Origin of the sequence: Aquaspirillum sp. LM1, assembly GCF_002002905.1 — a bacterium.
GTDB lineage: Bacteria > Pseudomonadota > Gammaproteobacteria > Burkholderiales > Aquaspirillaceae > Rivihabitans.
This window is the reverse complement of record NZ_CP019509.1, coordinates 335,783-354,712: the sequence shown is the minus strand read 5'-3', so window position 1 is coordinate 354,712 and position 18,930 is coordinate 335,783. Positions and strand designations below refer to the sequence as shown.

16 protein-coding genes are annotated in these 18,930 nt (G+C 64.4%); all 16 read right to left on the bottom strand.

Going from position 1 to position 18,930, the window contains the following annotated elements:
• Positions 1-4 precede the first annotated feature (4 nt).
• On the bottom strand, positions 5-1,045 hold the full coding sequence (locus BXU06_RS01580) for a TRAP transporter substrate-binding protein (protein WP_077296200.1): 1,041 nt from the start codon (positions 1,043-1,045) through the stop codon (positions 5-7).
• A 122-nt stretch (positions 1,046-1,167) separates the two neighbouring features.
• Entirely contained in the window at positions 1,168-2,211 is a 1,044-nt protein-coding gene (locus tag BXU06_RS01575; RefSeq protein WP_077296199.1) for an AraC family transcriptional regulator, read from the bottom strand.
• Between the two features lie 24 nt (positions 2,212-2,235).
• Entirely contained in the window at positions 2,236-3,435 is a 1,200-nt protein-coding gene (locus BXU06_RS01570; protein WP_171982078.1) for a Bcr/CflA family multidrug efflux MFS transporter, read from the bottom strand.
• A gap of 1,365 nt (positions 3,436-4,800) precedes the next feature.
• On the bottom strand, positions 4,801-6,255 hold the full coding sequence (locus BXU06_RS01565; protein ID WP_077296197.1) for an NAD-dependent succinate-semialdehyde dehydrogenase: 1,455 nt from the start codon (positions 6,253-6,255) through the stop codon (positions 4,801-4,803).
• A gap of 128 nt (positions 6,256-6,383) precedes the next feature.
• Positions 6,384-7,181: an aldolase/citrate lyase family protein gene (locus tag BXU06_RS01560; protein ID WP_077296196.1), complete on the bottom strand. Its 798-nt coding sequence runs from the start codon at positions 7,179-7,181 to the stop codon at positions 6,384-6,386.
• Between the two features lie 12 nt (positions 7,182-7,193).
• Positions 7,194-7,997 carry a 2-oxo-hept-4-ene-1,7-dioate hydratase gene (hpaH, locus tag BXU06_RS01555; RefSeq protein WP_077296195.1) on the bottom strand — a complete coding sequence of 268 codons (804 nt, stop codon included), beginning with the start codon at positions 7,995-7,997 and terminating at the stop codon, positions 7,194-7,196.
• A 24-nt stretch (positions 7,998-8,021) separates the two neighbouring features.
• Positions 8,022-8,411 (bottom strand): 5-carboxymethyl-2-hydroxymuconate Delta-isomerase, encoded by a 390-nt coding sequence (locus tag BXU06_RS01550; protein ID WP_077296194.1) that lies wholly within the window; start codon positions 8,409-8,411, stop codon positions 8,022-8,024.
• Positions 8,412-8,655: 244 nt separating this feature from the next.
• Positions 8,656-9,546 (bottom strand): 3,4-dihydroxyphenylacetate 2,3-dioxygenase, encoded by an 891-nt coding sequence (gene hpaD, locus BXU06_RS01545; protein WP_077296193.1) that lies wholly within the window; start codon positions 9,544-9,546, stop codon positions 8,656-8,658.
• An 82-nt stretch (positions 9,547-9,628) separates the two neighbouring features.
• Positions 9,629-10,477 carry a 3,4-dihydroxyphenylacetate 2,3-dioxygenase gene (gene hpaD, locus BXU06_RS01540; protein ID WP_077296192.1) on the bottom strand — a complete coding sequence of 283 codons (849 nt, stop codon included), beginning with the start codon at positions 10,475-10,477 and terminating at the stop codon, positions 9,629-9,631.
• Between the two features lie 67 nt (positions 10,478-10,544).
• Positions 10,545-11,999, bottom strand: a complete 1,455-nt coding sequence (hpaE, locus tag BXU06_RS01535) for a 5-carboxymethyl-2-hydroxymuconate semialdehyde dehydrogenase (RefSeq protein WP_077296191.1) — start codon at positions 11,997-11,999, stop codon at positions 10,545-10,547.
• A gap of 384 nt (positions 12,000-12,383) precedes the next feature.
• Positions 12,384-13,148 (bottom strand): fumarylacetoacetate hydrolase family protein, encoded by a 765-nt coding sequence (locus BXU06_RS01530; protein WP_077296190.1) that lies wholly within the window; start codon positions 13,146-13,148, stop codon positions 12,384-12,386.
• A complete protein-coding gene (locus tag BXU06_RS01525) occupies positions 13,145-13,813 on the bottom strand; it encodes a fumarylacetoacetate hydrolase family protein (protein WP_171982077.1) in 669 nt (222 codons plus the stop codon). The genes BXU06_RS01530 and BXU06_RS01525 overlap by 4 nt, the downstream gene beginning before the upstream one ends.
• A gap of 265 nt (positions 13,814-14,078) precedes the next feature.
• Complete coding sequence (locus BXU06_RS01520; protein ID WP_077296188.1) at positions 14,079-15,710, bottom strand: methyl-accepting chemotaxis protein; 1,632 nt, start codon at positions 15,708-15,710, stop codon at positions 14,079-14,081.
• 193 nt (positions 15,711-15,903) lie between these two features.
• Positions 15,904-17,055, bottom strand: coding sequence for a porin (locus BXU06_RS01515; RefSeq protein ID WP_171982076.1), 1,152 nt, complete (start codon positions 17,053-17,055; stop codon positions 15,904-15,906).
• Positions 17,056-17,098: 43 nt separating this feature from the next.
• Positions 17,099-17,890 (bottom strand): enoyl-CoA hydratase/isomerase family protein, encoded by a 792-nt coding sequence (locus BXU06_RS01510; protein WP_077302549.1) that lies wholly within the window; start codon positions 17,888-17,890, stop codon positions 17,099-17,101.
• Between the two features lie 84 nt (positions 17,891-17,974).
• On the bottom strand, positions 17,975-18,751 hold the full coding sequence (locus BXU06_RS01505; RefSeq protein ID WP_077296186.1) for an enoyl-CoA hydratase: 777 nt from the start codon (positions 18,749-18,751) through the stop codon (positions 17,975-17,977).
• Positions 18,752-18,930: the final 179 nt, after the last annotated feature.

The window sequence follows — 18,930 nt, the reverse complement described above, 5'->3', positions numbered from 1 at the left end:
TTATTCAGTTCGACGGCTTGCGGGCGGCGGCACGGGCAGCGGCAAGCAGGGCTTCGCCGTTGATGCCTTTGGCCTTGGCATCGGCCAGCCATTCCTTTTCGACCACTTCGGCCTGCTTCAGGATGGCGTTGTATTTCGCGCCGGAAACGACGGTCACGGTGTGGCCCGGTGCCGCCTTGACCTTGTTGCGGGCCACCATCGAGGCCTCATCCCAGGCCTTGCCGTAACGCTCGACCAGCGGCAAACCCGAGGTCTTGTCGACAATCGCCTTGAGATCAGCCGGCAGGGATTCGTACTTCTGCTTGTTCATCAGCAGCACCAGCACGGTGGCCCCCATCACCGGACGATCAGCCGGCGTTTCGAAATGGAATTTGGTCACTTCGTCGAGCTTGGTCGGCAACATCACTTCCCACACCGCCGAGGCACCATCGACGACGCCCTTCGAGATAGCCTCGGTCACCTGGGCGGGCGGCATGGCCACCGGTGTCGCACCCAGCGCGGTCAGCGTGCGGGCAATGGTCCGGTTGGGTGAGCGCAGCTTGACGCCCTTGAAATCCTCGGCGCTTGCCAGATGTTTTGTCGCCGTGTGAATATTCATGCCGCCGTCACCGTGCATGGCGAGCACTTTGTAATCCTTGTATTCACCCGTCAGGTGTTGTCCAAAAAACGTCCAGATGGCACGCCCGCTCAGCAGGCCCCCCAAAGGCAGTACGCCGGGCAGTTCAAGGGCCTCGGTTTTCGGGAAACGTCCGGTCGAATATCCCGGTGCGGTCCAGGCGATGTCGGCAACACCGTTCTTGACCTGATCAGCCAGCTGGGCCGGCGTGCCGCCCAACTGCAGGGAGGGATAGAACTGGCACTTGATGCGTCCATTGGACAGCTTCCCCATTTCGTCGCACCAGGGCTGCAGCACGACTTTCTGGGTCGAGGCAACAGCGGGCAGGAAATGGGCAATCCTGAACGTCACTTCCTGGGCCTGGCTGGCCTGGGCTGCTGCCAGGGCAAGGCCGGCGACGAGCAGGCGGCGGGTTGGCAAAATTCTCATTTAGATGTCTCCTCATGTGGTTGGCGCGATGGGCATCAAGCCAACCAATACATCATAGGAAGACACCCCGCCGGCAACTATCCGGATCCGGCGATGCTTGTCCGCATCTGGCGGATTTTGGTTCAGCGCCCCCGGCGCAGGGTTTCCGAGGGGGATTCGCCGAAACAGCGGCGATAGTCGGCGGAAAAACGGCCCAGGTGATTGAAGCCCCAGGCCAGCGCAATTTCTGAAACACCGCCCACTGCCGGCCCCTGTTGCAAATCGCTGCGCGCGCCGGCCATGCGCACCTGGCGCAGGAAATTCATCGGTGTCGTGCCCCTCGCCTTGTGAAAGCCGTCGGACAGCGTGCGAATGCTGCACCCCACTGCCGCCGCAAGCCGTTCCAGCGTCAGCGCCTCCCGGGCATGGGCGCGAATGTAATCCTCGGCCCGCTTGACATGGCGCGGTGCCAGGCCAGCAGCCGGATGGCGCAAGGCGTCGCTGTACGAATGCTCGTGCTCGAGCAGCAGGTGCAGCAGCACCGCTTCTTCCAGGTTGTGAATAATTGGCCCTGACGATGCAGGCACCGGCATGCCGACATAACCGAGCAACATCTGCAGCAGGCCAATCCAGCGCCGCTCGACCAGGCCGTTGTTGCAGCCAAAGGGCGAAAAGCGCAGCGGCTTGTCCAGCGGCCGATCCAGCAAGGCTGCGCATTTGGCATCCAGCGCCGCCTGATCGACCCGCACATTGCAGCGCTCGCTGTCGGCACTGAAGCGTTTGCTGACCAGTTGCCCCGCCGAATCGACGACCACGAAGCCGCGCCCGCCGGCAGCCGTTCCGGCTGGGGTCGTCACCCGGGAAAAGCCGCTGATCTGGGTCGTGACCAGAACAAAGGGGCGATCACCCGACTGTTCAATATCGATCTCGGTCCCGAAAGCCAGCGTTGCCAGGCCCAGGCTGCCGATTTGCGAAGTCCGCAGCCGCATCCGGAAATCCTGCGCCCGTCCCGCCAGGTGCAGGCGGTTGGTGTTATAGACAGCGGAGAGGCGGGTGGATGCTTCATCCACGTCGAGGCTGAACAGCGTCGCATCAGGGCGGCCCAGCGCATGCTCGGCACGCACCCCAAGATACTGGGTATCACTGGCCAGATGGGCCTCGGCCTCGCGGTAGGCAGCAGCATTCATGTCGTCTCTCCCAAGCTTTTCGAATCATTGACCGCGATGGCCGCACACTCGAAACATGAACCAGCCAAGCAGGGAAACACCCGAAACAACCAGAATGACCCAAGCCATCGCCTGGCCGTTTGGACTATGGAAATAACTGATCGTTGCACTGGCCAGCATGCCCAGACCGAACTGGCTGGCCCCGAACAGCGCGGCAGCCGCGCCGGCGTTCTGCGGATAACGCGCCATCAGCAAACCGACACAGTTGGCACCGAGCAGGCCGGTCATGCTGACCACGATAAAGAGACCGACGATCACCGCCGGCAGTGCGTCGTTCACACCAACCGCAACCCACAGCAGCACCGCGCCCAAAAAGCCCAGGCCGCTACCGATGCCGGCCATGACAACCGGCCCCCTGGCCTTGACCAGGCGGCTGTTGGCGTAATTGGCGGCGAAGATGCCAACCGCGTTGCTCGCAAAGAGCAGGCCGTAGGCGAAGGGCGAAAAGCCGTGCAGCTCGATGAAATAGAAGGGACTGGCCGTGATGTAGGCAAACATCGCGGCGAAGGACATGCCACCGGCCAGCATCAGGCCGAGCGCCACCGGATCGACAAGCAGGCTGCCGTAGATGGCAAAAGCCCGACTCAGCGGCAGCTGACCGCGCTGCTCGGCCGGCAGGGTTTCCGGCAACTGGAACCAGACGACGAGCAGGCTGAGCACGCCCCACAGCACGACGGCAGCGAAGGTACCGCGCCAGCCGAACTGGACGAGCAGCAGGCTGCCGAGCAGCGGTGCCAGCAGCGGCGCAATCGCCGTCACCATGGCCATCAGCGAGAGTTTGCGGATCGCTTCGGTCGGCGTGTACACGTCGCGCACCACGGCGCGCGCCAGCACCGAGGCTGCGCCACCGCCAAGCGCCTGGACGAAGCGGGCAACGATCAGTTGCTCGACCGCCGTCGCCAGCATGCAGGCCAGGCTGGCCGCGGCAAACAGCACGATGCCGGAGAGCATCACCGTGCGCCGGCCATAGCGGTCGGAAATCGGCCCGTAGAACAGCATGCCCAGCGAAAAGCCGGCGAGGAAGACGGTAATCGACAGTTGCACCCTTTCCGCCGACGCGGCGAGCCCGCTGGCCATCGCTGGCAGCGCCGGCAGATACAGGTCGATGGCGAGCGGCCCGAAGGCAACCAGTGCGCCGAGCAGCACGATCAGCCGCGCCGCCGGCAAGGGTGGACGAGAAAACATCAGGGCTCCTGACAGACAATGGGGGAGGCTCAGGGTAAAGACAGCAAGGTTAGCCGTCATCTTGCGTGTGCCGATGTGCACAGAATGCACAAACACTGCGCGGGCAAAAGCCACGCCCCCGGCCTTGAGCGCCGAAGGGCGGGCAAATCCACGGTGGCTTGCCATGGGGGCTACTGGGTCCCCGCCTGCGCGGGGACGACGCGGGGGTGGGCGTCAATCGGGCGGCGCAATACGACACACCACTCGCGGCACCCCACCCCGTCATTCCCGCGCAGGCGGGAATCCAGGATTCACCACAGCGTGGGGCGGGGGAATCACTCACCAACCACGATCAACGCACTTTCACCGTCACCACGTTGTGGTGCCTTGCCTGGGTCCCCGCCTGCGCGGGGACGACGCGGGGGGTGGGCGTCAATCGGGCGGCGCAATACGACACACCACTCGCGGTGCCCCACCTCGTCATTCCCGCGCAGGCGGGAATCCAGGATTCACCACAGCGTGGAGCGGGGGAATCACTCACCAACCACGATCAACGCACTTTCACCGTCACCACGTTGTGGTGCCTTGCCTGGGTCCCCGCCTGCGCGGGGACGACGCGGGGGTGGGCGTCAATCGGGTGGCGGAATACGACACACCACTCGCGGCACCCCACCCCGTCATTCCCGCGCAGGCGGGAATCCAGGATTCACCACAGCGTGGGGCGGGGGAGTCACTCTCCAACCACGATCAACGCACTTTCACCGTCACCACGTTGTGGTGCCTTGCCTGGGTCCCCACCTGCGCGGGGACGACGCGGGGATGGGCGTAAATCGGGTGGCGGAATACGACACACCACTCGCGGCACCCCACCCCGTCATTCCCGCGCAGGCGGGAATCCAGGATTCACCACAGCGTGGGGCGGGGAAGTCACTCACCAACCACGATCAACGCACTTTCACCGTCACCACGTTGTGGTGCCTTGCCTGGGTCCCCGCCTGCGCGGGGACGACGCGGGGGTGGGCGTCAATCGGGTGGCGAAATACGACACACCACTCGCGGCACGCCTCCCCGTCATTCCCGCACAGGCGGGAATCCAGGATTCACCACAGCGTGGGGCGAGGGAATCACTCAACCAACCACGATCAACGCACTTTCACCGTCACCACGTCGTGGCACCTTGCCTGGGTCCCCGCCTGCGCGGGGACGACGCGGGGGTGGGCGTCAATCGGGTGGCGGAATACGACACACCACTCGCAGCACCCCACCCCGTCATTCCCGCGCAGGCGGGAATCCAGAATTCACCACAGCGTGGGGCGGGGAAGTCACTCAACAAACTGCGCTCAACGGGATTTCACCTTCGCCACGCCGTGGCCGCATCCCTGCCGTTCACAGCCCGGCCAGTGCCAGGTATTTGGTTTCCATGTATTCAGCCAGGCCATGGCTGGAGCCTTCGCGGCCTACGCCAGACAATTTCACCCCGCCAAACGGTGCCACTTCAGTGGAAATCATCCCGGTGTTGACGCCAACCATGCCGTACTCCAGCTGCCTGGACACCCGCCAGACGCGGCCATGGTCTTTCGAGTAAAAATACGCCGCCAGGCCAAATTCGGTGTCGTTGGCCATCTGCATCGCTTCGGCTTCGGTCTTGAAGCGGAACAACGGTGCCACCGGGCCAAAGATTTCTTCCCTGGCCACCGCCATGGCGGGGGTCACGTCCGCCAGCACGGTGGGCGCGTACCAGGTGCCGCCCAATTCATGGCGCTGGCCACCGGCCACCACCCTGGCCCCCTTGCTGACGGCGTCCTGCACCAGTTCTTCCACCTTGGCAATGGCCGCCTGGTCGATCAGTGGACCTTGGGTCACGCCGTCGTCCATGCCATTGCCCACCTTCAGTGCCGCCACCGCAGCAGCCAGCTTGGCGGCAAAGGCGTCGTACACGCCGTCCTGCACCAGAAAGCGATTGGAGCACACGCAGGTCTGGCCGGCGTTGCGGTATTTCGACGCCATGGCACCGGCCACGGCGGCGTCCAGGTCGGCGTCGTCAAACACGATGAACGGCGCATTGCCGCCCAGCTCCAGCGAGAGTTTTTTGACTGTGCCGGCGCATTGCTGCATCAGCAGCTGGCCAATCGGCGTCGAGCCGGTGAAGGTGAGCTTGCGCACCACCGGGCTGGCGGTCATCACCGCGCCAATTGCCGAAGCCTTGCCGGTGACCACGCTGAACACGCCGGCTGGCACGCCAGCGCGCTCGGCCAGTTCGGCCAGCGCCAGCGCCGACAGCGGGGTTTGTTCGGCGGGCTTGAGCACGATGGTGCAGCCGGCGGCCAGCGCCGGGGCCACTTTGCGGGTGATCATCGCCGACGGGAAATTCCACGGCGTGATGGCCGCGCACACGCCCACTGGCTCCTGGGTAACCACCAGCTGACGGTCTTTGAACGGCGACGGAATCACCTCGCCGTAGGCGCGCTTGGCTTCTTCGGCAAACCATTCGATATACGCCGCCGCATAGGCGATTTCGCCGCGCGCCTCGGCCAGCGGCTTGCCTTGCTCGGCAGTCATGATGCGCGCCAGGTCTTCCTGATGGGTCAGCAACAGGTCAAACCAGCGGCGCAGAATGCGGCTGCGCTCGGCAGCCGTGGTGTCGCGCCAGGTTTTTAGCGCCTGTTCGGCGGCGGCAATGGCGCGCTCGGTTTCGGCGGTGCCGCAGCGCGGCACGTGGGCCAGTGTGTCACCAGTGGCCGGGTTGCTCACCGCCACGGTGTCGCCGCTGTCGGCCAGCGTCCAGACGCCGTTGATGTAGCAGGCGCTGCGCAGCAGCGTCGGGTCTTGCAGGGTCAGCATGGGAATCTCCTTGATCGGCAATGGGGGAAGAGCGCTGCGCACGAAACCCTCCTGGCGTTGATGTCTGCGGCAGCACGCCTGGCCAGGATCGCTGCACGGGGGTTGTGTGCAGCTCAATAGATCAGTGCTCAGTAGGCAGCACCGGCAGCGGCAGCGGCGGCGGGCTTGAAGCGGTCGGCCAGCGCCACGGCGGCGTTGCGCAATAACAGGGTATCCACGCCCACCAGCAGAAAGCGCGCGCCGATAGCCTGATACGCGCCAGCGGTGGCCGGGTCAGCAGAAAACACCCCAGCGGCCTTGCCAGCGGCGGCAATCTGGCCGATGGCGGTTTCCACCGCTGCCTTGACCTCGGGATGGCCGGGCTGACCCAGATGGCCCATCGACGCCGCCAGGTCGGACGGGCCGATAAACACCGCGTCCACGCCGTCCACCGCCAGAATCTCGTCCAGCGCGGCCAGGCCGTGGGTGGATTCAATCTGCACGATCAGGCACATTTCGCCATCGGCGCGGGCAAAGTAGTCCGCCACGCCATTCCAGCGCGCGGCACGCGCCATGGCCGTGCCCACGCCGCGCACGCCGTGCGGCGGGTAGCGCATGGCACGCACCAGTTTTGCGGCATCGGCGGCGGATTCCACCATCGGCACCATCAGCGTTTGCGCGCCGCCATCCAGCCATTGCTTGATGCGCGCCACGTCGTGGTCTGGTGTGCGCACCACCGGGCGCACCGGATACGGAGCCAGCGCCTGCAACTGGGCAATGATGCCTTGCAGGTCGTTGGGGCCGTGTTCGCCGTCGATCAACAGCCAGTCAAAACCGGCGGTGGCGACAATTTCGGCGCTGTAGGCGTGCGCCAGGCCGAGAAACAGGCCAATTTGCGTCTGGCCAGTGGCCAGCGCACGCTTGAAGGGATTCACAGGCATGTCCATCACGGGCGCTCCTCAGACAAAACGGGTGCTGATATTGCCCAGCGGGCCGTAATCGACATGGATGGTGTCGCCGGCCTTCACCTTCACGGGCCGGGTGAATGAACCGGCCAGGATGATCTGCCCCGGCTCCAGCGCCACCTGATGCGGGGCGAATTTTTTGGCCAGCCAGGCAATGCCGTTGGCCGGGTGGTTGAGCACGCCAGCGGCAACGCCGGTTTCCTCGATCACGCCGTTTTTGTACAGCAGGGCCGACACCCAGCGCAGGTCCAGCTCCAGCGGCTTGATCGGCCGCCCGCCGAGGATGATGCCCACATTGGCGGCATTGTCGGAAATGGTGTCCATCACCTTGCGCGGGCGCTTGCTGGCCGGGTCGATGCGGTGGCAGCGTGCGTCGATGATCTCCACCGCCGGCACCACATAATCGGTGGCCGACAGCACGTCAAAAATGGTCACCTGCTCGCCTTCCAGCCGGTCTTTCAGGATAAAGGCCAGTTCAACTTCCACCATGGGGTCGATAAAGCGCGCGCAGGCAATATCGGCGGCGTCCTTGTAGACCATTTCGTCCAGCAGGGTGCCAAAGTCCGGTTCGTTGATTTGCGAGGACATCTGCATGGCGCGCGAGGTCAGGCCGATTTTATGGCCGACAATCTTCTGGCCCTCGGCCAGCTTGATCGCCACCCACGCCTTTTGCACGGCATAGGCGTCTTCGATGGTGATGTCGGGGTATTGCAGCGACGGCGCTAGAATCTGCTCGCGGCCTTGTTCGGCCTGATGCAGCTGGCGGGCCAGATCCAGATGGATGGCGGGGGTCAGCATGGGAAAACTCTCCAGAAAGCCCGCTCAAGCCTTGCGGTAGCGGGCGTGAATATTGTTGTGCTTCCAGGTGCCGGCCTCGGAGAATTCGACAATCTCCATCGACAAGGCCAGCGGTCGGCGCGCGTACAGCGCGGCAAAATGCGCCTTGATCATCTCGAACAACTCATCACCTACTTTCTGCTTGGCCTCCGGGCTGCGCCCGGCACCAATTTTCAGGGTGAGGTGAACAAAGGCATCGTCCGAGCTGCCATCGGCCACGCAGTATTCCGACAGGCACAGCGCGCGGGCGCGGATGCCGCCAGTGGGAAACACGCCACCCTGGGCAATCAGGATGTCGTTGGATTTTTTCAGCAGGGCGGGAATCTCCGCCTCGGCTTTCAGGTTGTCGGTGTATTCGACAATCAGATGTGGCATGGGTATCTCCTTACTTGGCACAGCGAGTGTCGGCGGCGGCTTGGGTGAGTCACGGTGCATCGGGTGGGATGCTTGGGTTCGCTGTGGCCCGGTCTGGGTCCCCGCCTGCGCGGGGACGACGGAGCTGATGCGCCACCTGCGCCAGCATGAGCAAACCACTGCCCATTGCGGCCCACATCGTCATTCCCGCGCAGGCGGGAATCCAGACAGAACCACAGCGAATCCCTCTGTCCATTTCTCCGTCTCAGGAAACCGGCATCTCCAACCCCAACGACGGCACCACCCGGCCAGCCACCGGCAGTTCCATCACCACCTGGCCGGTGCCCGAGCTTTCAAAGTACGGACACAGCACTTCCGCCTGGCCCTGGTACTGGTCCCAGCCCAGCGCGCCAAACAGCATGGCGGTGTCGTGCATGCGGCCTTCGCCGGTGCAGTACTGGGCGTACTCGGGCAGCATGCGCAGGAAGGTGGGCCAGTCGCCTTGCTCCCACAGCTGGATCACCCGCAAATCCACCTGCTTGTTGAATTCGCGGCTGATGGTGTTAAAGCCTTGCTCGACCAGGCGGTTTTCCCAGATCTGGTGCGACAGCGAACCGCTGGCGATAATGGCCGCGCGGCAGTCGCTGCGCGCCACCGCGCGGGCCACCGCCTCGCCAACAATGCGCGATTCTTCCAGGCTGCCAAACGTGCTCCAGGCGGCAATCGACACCACTTTTTGCTCGCCGTCGCCGTTCATGTAGCGCATCGGCAGGATGGTGCCGTATTCCAGATCCAGCGATTTCACCTCATGGGCGCGGGTTTTCACCCCCAGCGCGGTGGCTTCTTCGGCAATCAGCCGACCCAGTTCCGGGTTACCGGGAAAGTGATACGGCAAGTCCTGGATGAAGTGCGGAAACTCATGGCTGGTGTAATGGCCTTCGTGCACCGCGTTGTTGTTAATGTGAAAGCCAGCGTTGATCAGCCAGTGGGTGTCGAACACGATAAAGGTGTCCACCCCACGCTCGCGGGCGCGGCGGCCAATCTCGCGCTCGGCGTCAATCGCCGCCTGGCGGCAGCCGTGCGCCGGCCCCGGTTGCTCGGAAATCAGCATCGATGGCACATGTGTGGCCTTGACGGCCATAACGATCTCGCCCATGTAAAAAACCCCTGTGTTCTATTAGCGTGTGGTCAACTCATCCAACTGGCGTCCGGGGGGAAGACTACTGCGCCAGCGGGAATCACACCGGCAGGATGGCGTTGATCTGCCCGGTGCCCGAGCTGCCAAAATAGGGGGTGATGATCTCGGCGCAGCCTTGGTAGGCGTCCCAGCCCAGCGCGCCCAGCAGCATGGCGGTGTCGTGCATCATCCCCTCGCCGTGGCACTTGACCGCGTACTCGGGCAACATGCCGCAGAAGGTTTTCCAGTCGCCCTTTTTCCACAGCTCGACCACGTGGTGATCGACCGTTTCCAGAAACGGATCCCACACCTTGTGCAGGAATTGCTCGGACACGCCGTTCTGGGCAAAGCGGTGCGACAGCGAGCCCGACGCCAGAATCGCCACCGTACCGTCGTAGTGCTGTTCAATGGCCTGGCGCACGGCGCGGCCCAGCGTGACCGAGTCCATCAGGTTGTGCACCGTACACAGCGCCGACACCGACACCACCTTGAACTGCTGGTCGGCGTTCATGTAGCGCATCGGTACCAGCGTGCCGTATTCGGGTGCCAGGCTGGTGGCGTCGTGGGCGCGGGTGTGTACGCCCATGGCGGTGGCAGCTTCGGCCATGGCGCGACCCAGCGCCGGGTTGCCCTGGTAGGCAAACGGCAGGTTCTTGATGAAGTGCGGCAGCTCGTTGGAGGTGTAAATGCCCTCCCACGACGGCGCGCAGTTGATGTGGTAGCCGGAATTCACCAGCCAGTGGGTGTCGAACACCACCACGGTGTCCACGCCCAGCGCCCGCATGCGGCGGGCGATTTCCCGGTGGCCGTCGATGGCCGCCTGGCGGCAGCCCTGGTGCGGGCCGTCCTGCTCGGACAAATACATCGACGGCACGTGGGTGATTTTGGCGGCGAGTGCGAGTTTTCCCATACTTGGTTGTCTCCTCTGTAATGGCCGGAGCGCGGACGTGGCGCGCCCCTGACGGTGGGTGCGGCGCTTACACGCCCCAGCGCGGAATCGGGTGGCTGCCGTAAGAAACAGCGACGTTTTTGGCTTCGCAGAACACGTCGTAGCTGTAGTGGTTGCCCTCGCGCCCGGTGCCGGACGCCTTGGTGCCACCAAAGGGCTGGCGCAGGTCGCGCACGTTCTGGCTGTTGACAAAGCACATGCCCGCTTCGATGGCCTTGGCCATGCGCAACACACGACCAGTGTTTTCCGTCCACAGGTAAGACGACAGGCCGTAATCCGTGTCGTTGGCGATGCGGATGGCGTCTTCTTCGGTCTTGAACGGGATCAGGCAAGGCACCGGGCCAAAGATCTCGTCCTGGGCGATGCGCATGCGGTTGTCCACATCGGCAAACACCGTGGGCTGCACCCAGTTGCCGCCTTGCAGGTGCGCGGGCAGCTCGGGCGTGCCGCCGCCGCAAACCAAGCGTGCGCCCTCTTCCTGACCCAGGGCGATGTAGCCGGTGACCTTGTTCCAGTGGTCTTTGGAAATCATCGGGCCGACGATGGTGTCGGGATCCAGCGGGTCGCCCACCTTCAGCCGGGCGGCGCGGGCAGCAAAGTCGGCAACGAACTTTTCGTAGATGCTGTGCTGCACCAGAATGCGCGAGCCCGCCGTGCAACGCTGGCCGTTGTTGGAGAAGATCATGAAGATCGCCGCATCCAGCGCACGCTCGTAGTCGGCGTCGGCAAAGACGATGAACGGCGACTTGCCGCCCAGCTCCATCGAAAACTTCTTCAGCCCTGCTGTCTTGACGATGCGGTTGCCGGTGGCGGTGGAGCCGGTGAACGAGATGGAGCGCACGTCGGGGTGCGAGATCAACGGCTCGCCTGCGCTCTGGCCGAAGCCGTGGACGATGTTGAACACGCCGGGAGGCACGCCCGCCTCCAAAATCAGCTCGCCCAGGCGGCTGACGGTCAGGGGCGAGAGTTCGGACATCTTCATCACCGCCGTGTTGCCCAGCGCCAGGCAGGGCGCGGTCTTCCAGGTGGCGGTCATGAAGGGCACGTTCCACGGCGAGATCAGCGCGCACACGCCGACCGGCTGCCACAGGGTGTAGTTCAGGTGGCCGGTGTCGGAGTCGTAGGTTTCGCCATGCTGGTGCTGGGCCAGCTCGGCAAAGTAGTGGAAGTTGTCCGCCGCACGCGGAATCAGCGCCTTCTTGGTCTGACCGATGACTTGGCCCGCGTCGCGGGTTTCCAGCTCGGCCAGCTCGGGCACATGGGCGGTAATCAGGTCGCCGACTTGACGCATCAAGCGGGCGCGTTCTTTGACCGGGGTGGCGGCCCAGCCGGGGAAGGCGGCTTTGGCGGCGGCGACGGCGGCGTTGATTTCATCGGCCCCGCCATTGGCCACCTCGGCCAGCACCTCGCCAGTGGCGGGGTTGAGGGTCTGGAAGGTTTCTGCACTTTCGACCTGCTGGCCGTTGATGAGATGTTTGATCATGGTGACCTCAAAAGCAAAAATTTAGCGTTCACATACCGGCCATGGGGCGATGGCATGTGCGTGACACAATACGGTCAGCAACATGGCACAGGCGGTGGCATCTCGCCGGTTTACCCCCCGTAAAGCCCGCCGAGCATCGCAGACAGTCAGGGGGGTGTCCGGCACGGTTGTTTGAGCGGCGGCGCAGCCGACGCGAGTTTCCGGGCCGGCCCTGACTGTCGAGAAGCGCAGGGCACCCGTAGCCGAAGGCGAAGGGCGGGCGTCCCGGGTCGCCTTTCTTTGCCTACTTTCTTTGGCGAAGCAAAGAAAGTAGGGCGCATACGGGGCGCCACCCCGTCTTAATTCAGCCCTGCGCGCAGCGCAGTCCACGCCCGGCCAACCCTTTCAAGCCGGCGCAAAAAACGTCTGATCATCGACAATCCGGTTCACCAGACAGCCCAGCCCTTCAATCTCGGTTTCCACCACATCCCCGGCCTTCACATCCGCCAGACCTTCCGGCGTGCCGGTCAAAATCACATCCCCCGGATTCAGCGTCATAAACGACGACAAATAGGCAATCAGGGTCGGAATATCAAAAATCATGTCGGCGGTGCTGCCCGTTTGCGTGGTCACGCCATTCACCCGAGTGGTCAGCGCCAGCGCCATCGGGTTGGCAATATCGTCGCGGTCGGTCAGCCATGGGCCCAGCGGGGTGCAGCCGTCGCGGTTTTTTACCCGCAGATTGGGCCGGTAGTAGTTTTCCAGGTAGTCGCGGATGGCGTAGTCGTTGGCCACGGTATAGCCGGCCACGTACTGCCAGGCGTCGGCCTTGGCAATGTGCTTGCCGCGCTGGCCAATCACCACCGCCAGCTCGCACTCGTAGTGCATATAAGTGGCGTCAGCCGGTCGGCGGGTGTTTGCCTGATGGCCGATGATCGTGTTTGGCCCTTTCAGGAACACCAGCGGGGTTTCTGGTGCCTTGAACGCCAGTTCTTTGGCATGGTCGGCGTAGTTCAGGCCCAGTGCGAACACCGTGCCCACATCTACCGGTGGCAGCCACACCACGTCTTGTTCGGCCACACAACGGCCATCGGCCAGTTGCACCTGGCCAGCGTCGGCTGGCGTGACCGAGTGAATCGCCCCTTGCCAGGCAATGCGTGCGCGTTTCATGCTTGCTCCTTGTCTGCCGCCAGGGCAAATTCCACCGATCCCAGCGTGCCGGCTTCCACCCGCACCTGCGCCCCCACGGGTGCCTGCGCCGCCTGCCAGACCACACCCAGCAGCAGCATGTCGCCGGTGTTCAGGGTCATGAACTGGCTCACCTCGCTGACCAGCGTGGGCACATCGCGCACCTGGTCGGCCAGGCAGCGGCTTTGCGTCAGCACGCCATCCACCCAGGTGTTCAGCGTCACTGCGGCCAGTTCGCCTGCCTCAGCCGGGCTGACCACGCGTGCACCCACCGGGCAGGCACCGTCAAAGCATTTTTCGCGGATAGCCGGACGGTAGTAGCTGCTGTGCGGCAGGCTCAGGTCGGCCACCACCACATAGCCGGCAATCACCCCGGCCACCTGTGCAGGCGTCAGCCGCGCCGCTGGTGCGCTGAACACCACGCCCAGCGTGGCACCGACTTCCACGGCTGTTTCACCTGCTGGCAAATACACCGTAGCGCCGCTGGCCACCACCGTATTGGCCGGCTTCAGGTACAACGGCACCGACTTGGGCGCGGCCTTGTATGGCGCATCTTCCAGCGCACTGCCCAGGCGGGCCAGCGAATCCCGATTGTTCAGGATCACCCCATATACCGTCCCGCGCACGGCGGGTGTTGTTGTGTTCACCAGAATTCTCCCATCCGAGAAAAACCGCCTGACCGGGGGAAGCCGCACCGACCTCCCTGGCCCCGTTCAGGGCAAATGCTAATATTGCAGTGATTTAATTACTAAGATATTAGTGAGTCAAGCAAAAAAACCACTACGGGGCAAGCCGTGCCGGTAGTCGGTCTGCCACGGCAAAGCCCGGTTGGGCTGCGCATCAGCATCGCCCCTTGGCAGTGCTGATTGGCCCAGTAAAACTATTTTGGCTGTTTGCGCATTGCCGCCTCGCCTAACGCCGGTGCACCACCCGAAAGCGCTCCACCCGTTCCGCCAGGCCGGCAATCTGGCCGCGCACCGCCACCACGCCGGCGTCCACCTGATGCAGGCAGGCCAGATTGTCGCGCACCCGTTCATCCAGCGCGGCCACGTCCTCTGCGGTGGCGGCGCTGGCCTGGGCCTGCTGGCTGCAGGCCAGGGCAATGTCCTGCGCCTGGCTGGCCACTTTCTGGCTGCGTCGGGCAATTGCCTGCATGCTGTCGCGCCCTGGCTGCACCGTGGTGTGGGCGGCGTGGGCGTGGGTGGCGGCGGTGCGCATCCGGCTCAAGGCGCTGGCGGTCACTTCGCGAATATCCAGCACCCGCTGGCGGATGCTCTGGGTGCTGCCCGTGGTGCTTTCCGCCAGCCGGCGCACTTCGTCGGCCACCACGGCAAAGCCACGCCCTTGTTCACCGGCGCGGGCGGCTTCAATCGCGGCGTTGAGCGCCAGCAGGTTGGTCTGGTCGGCAATGTCGCGGATCAGCTGCGACATGCTTTCCACCTCGCGCACGGCGTCTTCCAGCCGTTCCAGCGCCTGGCTGCTGTCGTCCACCGCGTCGGCGGCCTGGCGGGCCGATGCGGCAGCGGCGTCCAGCTGCTGGCAGCCGTCGTGAATCAGCGTCAGCGAAGCCTCTGCCGCCTGGGCGGCGGCGTGGGCGGCGTCGGCCACCCGGTCTACTGCTGCGCGGTTGTCTTCGCTGGCCTGGCGCACGCGCAGGATGCCTGCTTGCTGGGCGGTGGCCGATTGGCCCAGCTGGGCAATCTGCGCCATCAACTGGCGGTTGTCCTGTTCGGTCAGGCTGGCGGCGGTGCGGATTTCGTCCAGCAGCACTTGCAAATGGCCCTGCATCACCCCCAGCGACTCCAGCACATGGCCCACTTCATCCTCGCCGCCTACCGGGATGCGATGGCTTAAATCCCCCTCGGCCATCAGGCCAAAGTGCCGGCTGATTTCACTCAGGCCACCCAAGGTGCGTCGGCCCAGCCAGTGCGCGGCCAGCAAGGTGCTGCCCCAGCTGGCCACCGCCAGGCCAAACAGCCAGGGCCGATAGCCGGCCAGACTGTCGCCGCCCCACAGCAGGGCCAGCACCCCCGCCGCCAGCAGGGTGGCCGATCCGCCCAGTACGCCCAGCAGATGAAACGCGCGCACGCGGGTCCAGTCCAGCCGGAAGGCGGGCCGGTAGCGCTGCACGCCGGCGTGGATGTCGCGGTAGCGTTGTTCCTCGGCGGCAATCCGCTGCGGGCTGGCTTCGCTGCGAATCGCCATATAGCCGGTGATTTTCCCCTGGCGCAGCACCGGAATGATCAGCGAGTCCGACCACACATAGCCGCCATCGCGGCGCAGGGTTTTGGCCATGCCGCGCCAGGGTCGGCCCTTGGCCGTGGTCTGGCGGATATCGGCCAGTAGCGCGGGCGGGATGGACGGATGGGCAATCAGCTTCAGGTTTTGCCCGATCAGTGCTTCACGGGTATAGCCGAGCATGCGGGCAAACGCCGGGTTGACGTAGGTCAGGTTGAAGTTGAAGTCATACAGGCAGACGACGACCTGGCCGCGTGGAAACGGATGTTCCACTGAGCCGGTCATGCCGGGCAGGGTGAGGGCCATCGGATATCCTCCTCGACACCGCGCCCGCGCTGAGAGGGCGGGCAAAAAAAGACCTCCGTCTGGCGGCGGAGGCCCAAGCTGGGAAAAGCACAATCCACGTCAAGTCTGTGTTCACACAAGGGGCGGACGCTCACCGGACGCGTGGGGCGCACGCCGGCAGAGCGGGAAAGGCGGGTATGCGCCCCCCGGCACCTTAAAACGAATGGCGCAGGCCCACGGCAAAGCCCTTCGGATCCGCCCCGGCGGCCACACCGCCGATACTGCCAATGGCAAAGTCGTACTTTGCCGCGCTGTTGTTGCGAATCTCGCTGTACAGCACCTTCACCAGGGTCCGCTTGGACAGATCATGTTCGTAGCCCAGTTCGTAGTGCTGCGCCTTGCCGCTGTCGGCCAGGCTGCTGTTGCCGCCACTGAGCTTGCCCGCCTGGCCGTATTGCGCAATCAGCCGGCCATTGGCACCGATGCCCAGCGAGCCATTCACATACCATACCGACTGCTTCAGGCTGCGGTTGCCGTACAGCCTGGCCCCGGCCTGGGTCAGATCGCCTTCGGTGCGGTCGTAGATCACCCCGATGCGGGTGTTGGCCGAGAAGCGGTAAATCGCGGCGGCGCGCAGGTCGTCCACCCGGCGGAAGGCGCTGGTGCTCAGCGCTGCGCCATCGTCCACCCCGGTGGTGGAACGGGTATAAGCCAGCCCGGCATACAGGCTGCCGTTGTCGTATTTCACCCCCAGGTTGGCGTTGTAGGCGCGTGGGCCGCTGCCGTTCTCGCCGGCGCTGTACAGCGCGCTGGCCGAAAAGTGGCTGAAGGTGGGCGTGGTGTACTGCACCGAGTTGCGCAGACGGTTGTCAAATTGGCCGATCTGGCCGGCAGCCTGGGTTTTCAGCGCCGGGTCGGTAATGGCAAAGTTGCCCAGCTTGCCCAGCAGGGCAGCGGACAGGCCAATGCCAGTGGCGGCCTTGTTGATGTCGTAAATCCCACCCATGGCACGCGCCGACGAGGTGAGCAAGCCCAGCTGCAGCATGCCCATGCTCGGGCTGGTGAGGCCAACAAAGCTGTCGCGGGTGGCAAAATTGCCGGCACCGGTGTCCAGGGCGATGGCGCTTTCCACCTGCCAGATGGCTTTCAGGCCGTTGCCGAGGTCTTCGCTGCCCTTGAAGCCGATGAAGGTGCTGTTGGAGTTGATGCGGGTGGTCTGGCCAATGTTTTGTGCGCTGTTGGCCGCGCCCCGGGCGGAGACGCTTTCCAGGGTTTCGTCGATGGAGCCGTACAGGGTGACGTCGGCCAGGGCGGCGCTGCTCAGGCTGGCAATGGCGATGGCCAGCAGGGTGCGTTGGGATGTCATGCGGTCTTCCTCTCTCTTTAGTTTTATTGGGGTTGGGGTGAAATCAGGCCATCCAGCTGGGTGGGCGCTTGTGCAAAAACGCGGCAATGCCCTCGCGCGCTTCAGCAGTGGCGCGCTGGCGGGCAATGCGCTGGGCGGTGTCTTCGTCGGTTTGCCCATTCAGCGGACGGCCCTGGATTGCGCTGATCAAGGCGCGGGCAGCGTGCTGGGCATGCGGGCCGCCGCTGCATAGCGCGTCGGCCAGCGCCGCCACGCGGGCGTCGAGCTGATCGACGGGCGTCACTTCGCTGACCAGGCCGATGGCCAGCGCCCGCTCGGCGTGAATGCGCTCGCCACTCTGAAAGTAACGCAGCGCCTGGCGTGGGCCGATGGCCTGCAGCACATAGGGGCTGATCACCGCCGGGATGATGCCGAACTTGACTTCCGAGGTGGCAAACACCGCGTCGTCGCTGGCAATGGCCATCTGGCAGGCGGCAGTCAGCCCGGTGCCGCCGCCCAGCGCCGCGCCGTGTACGCGGGCGATGGTGGGTTTGGACAGGTTGAACAGGGTGCGCAGCATGCCGGCAAAGGCGCGGGCGTCGGCCAGGTTTTCGGCTTCGTTGTAATTGGCGGCGCGCTGCATCCAGTTCAGGTCAGCACCGGCAGAAAAATGCCGGCCCCGTCCGGCCAGCACCACCACGCGCACGCTGTCGTCGTGGTCCAGCAGGCGGCATACTTCGGTCAGTTCGGCAATCAGTTGTTCGTCAAAGGCGTTGAAGACTTCCGGGCGGTTCATCCACACGGTGGTTACCGCGCCATCGCGGGTGAGTTCAAGGGTTTTATACTGGGCGGTCATCGGTGCGTTTCTGCAGGCAAGTGATCATAAAAAGACGTGCGCAAGCGCCCGTCCCGGCGGGTGATGCGGTGAGCGTGGCGGCGCTTACTGGTGGCGGAACACCGGCTTACGCTTGTCGGCAAACGCCGCCATGCCTTCGCGCTGGTCATCCAGGGTGAAGGTGGTGTGGAACACCCGGCGCTCGAACAGCAGGCCTTCGTTCAGCGAGGATTCAAACGCACGGTTGACCGATTCCTTGATCATCATTGCCACCGGCAGGGAAAACCCGGCAATGGTCTGCGCGGCTTTCAGGGTTTCTTCCAGCAGTTGCGACGCCGGGTAAATGCGCGCCACCAGGCCGGCGCGTTCGGCTTCTTCGGCGTCCATCATCCGTGCACTCAGGCACAGGTCCATCGCCTTGGCCTTGCCCACCGCGCGTGGCAGGCGCTGGGTGCCGCCGGCACCGGGCATCGTGCCCAGGCGGATCTCCGGCTGGCCAAACTTGGCGGTGTCGGCGGCAAAAATCATGTCGCACATCATCGCCAGCTCGCAGCCGCCGCCCAGGGCAAAGCCGGCCACGGCGGCAATCACTGGCTTGCGGGTGGTTTTCAGCCGCTCCCAGCCGCCAGTGGTGACAAAGTCATCCAGATAGGCTTGCCGATAGCTGAGGTCTTTCATCGCGCCAATGTCGGCGCCAGCGGCAAACACGGTGTCGCTGCCGGTGAGCACCAGGCAGCCAATGTCCGGGCTGGCTTCAAAGGCGTCGATGGCCGCCGCCAGCGCGGCCACCACCTCGGCGTTCAGTGCATTCATCACCTCGGGGCGGTTAAAGCGGATCAGGCCCACCCGGCCATGGGTTTCGGTCAAAATCAAGTGGCTCATGGCAACACTCCGGCGGGTGGGCGGGCCACCCGCGTGGTCATCAAAGAAAGGGCAAGCCGCGTGGGCTTAAGGATGTGCGGGTTTATTCAGAAAAATCGTTTTCGCCAAAAGCAAAACACAGCAGAATCAACACCCTGGATTCCCGCCTTCGCGGGAATGACGATTTTTTCAGCGTAGCC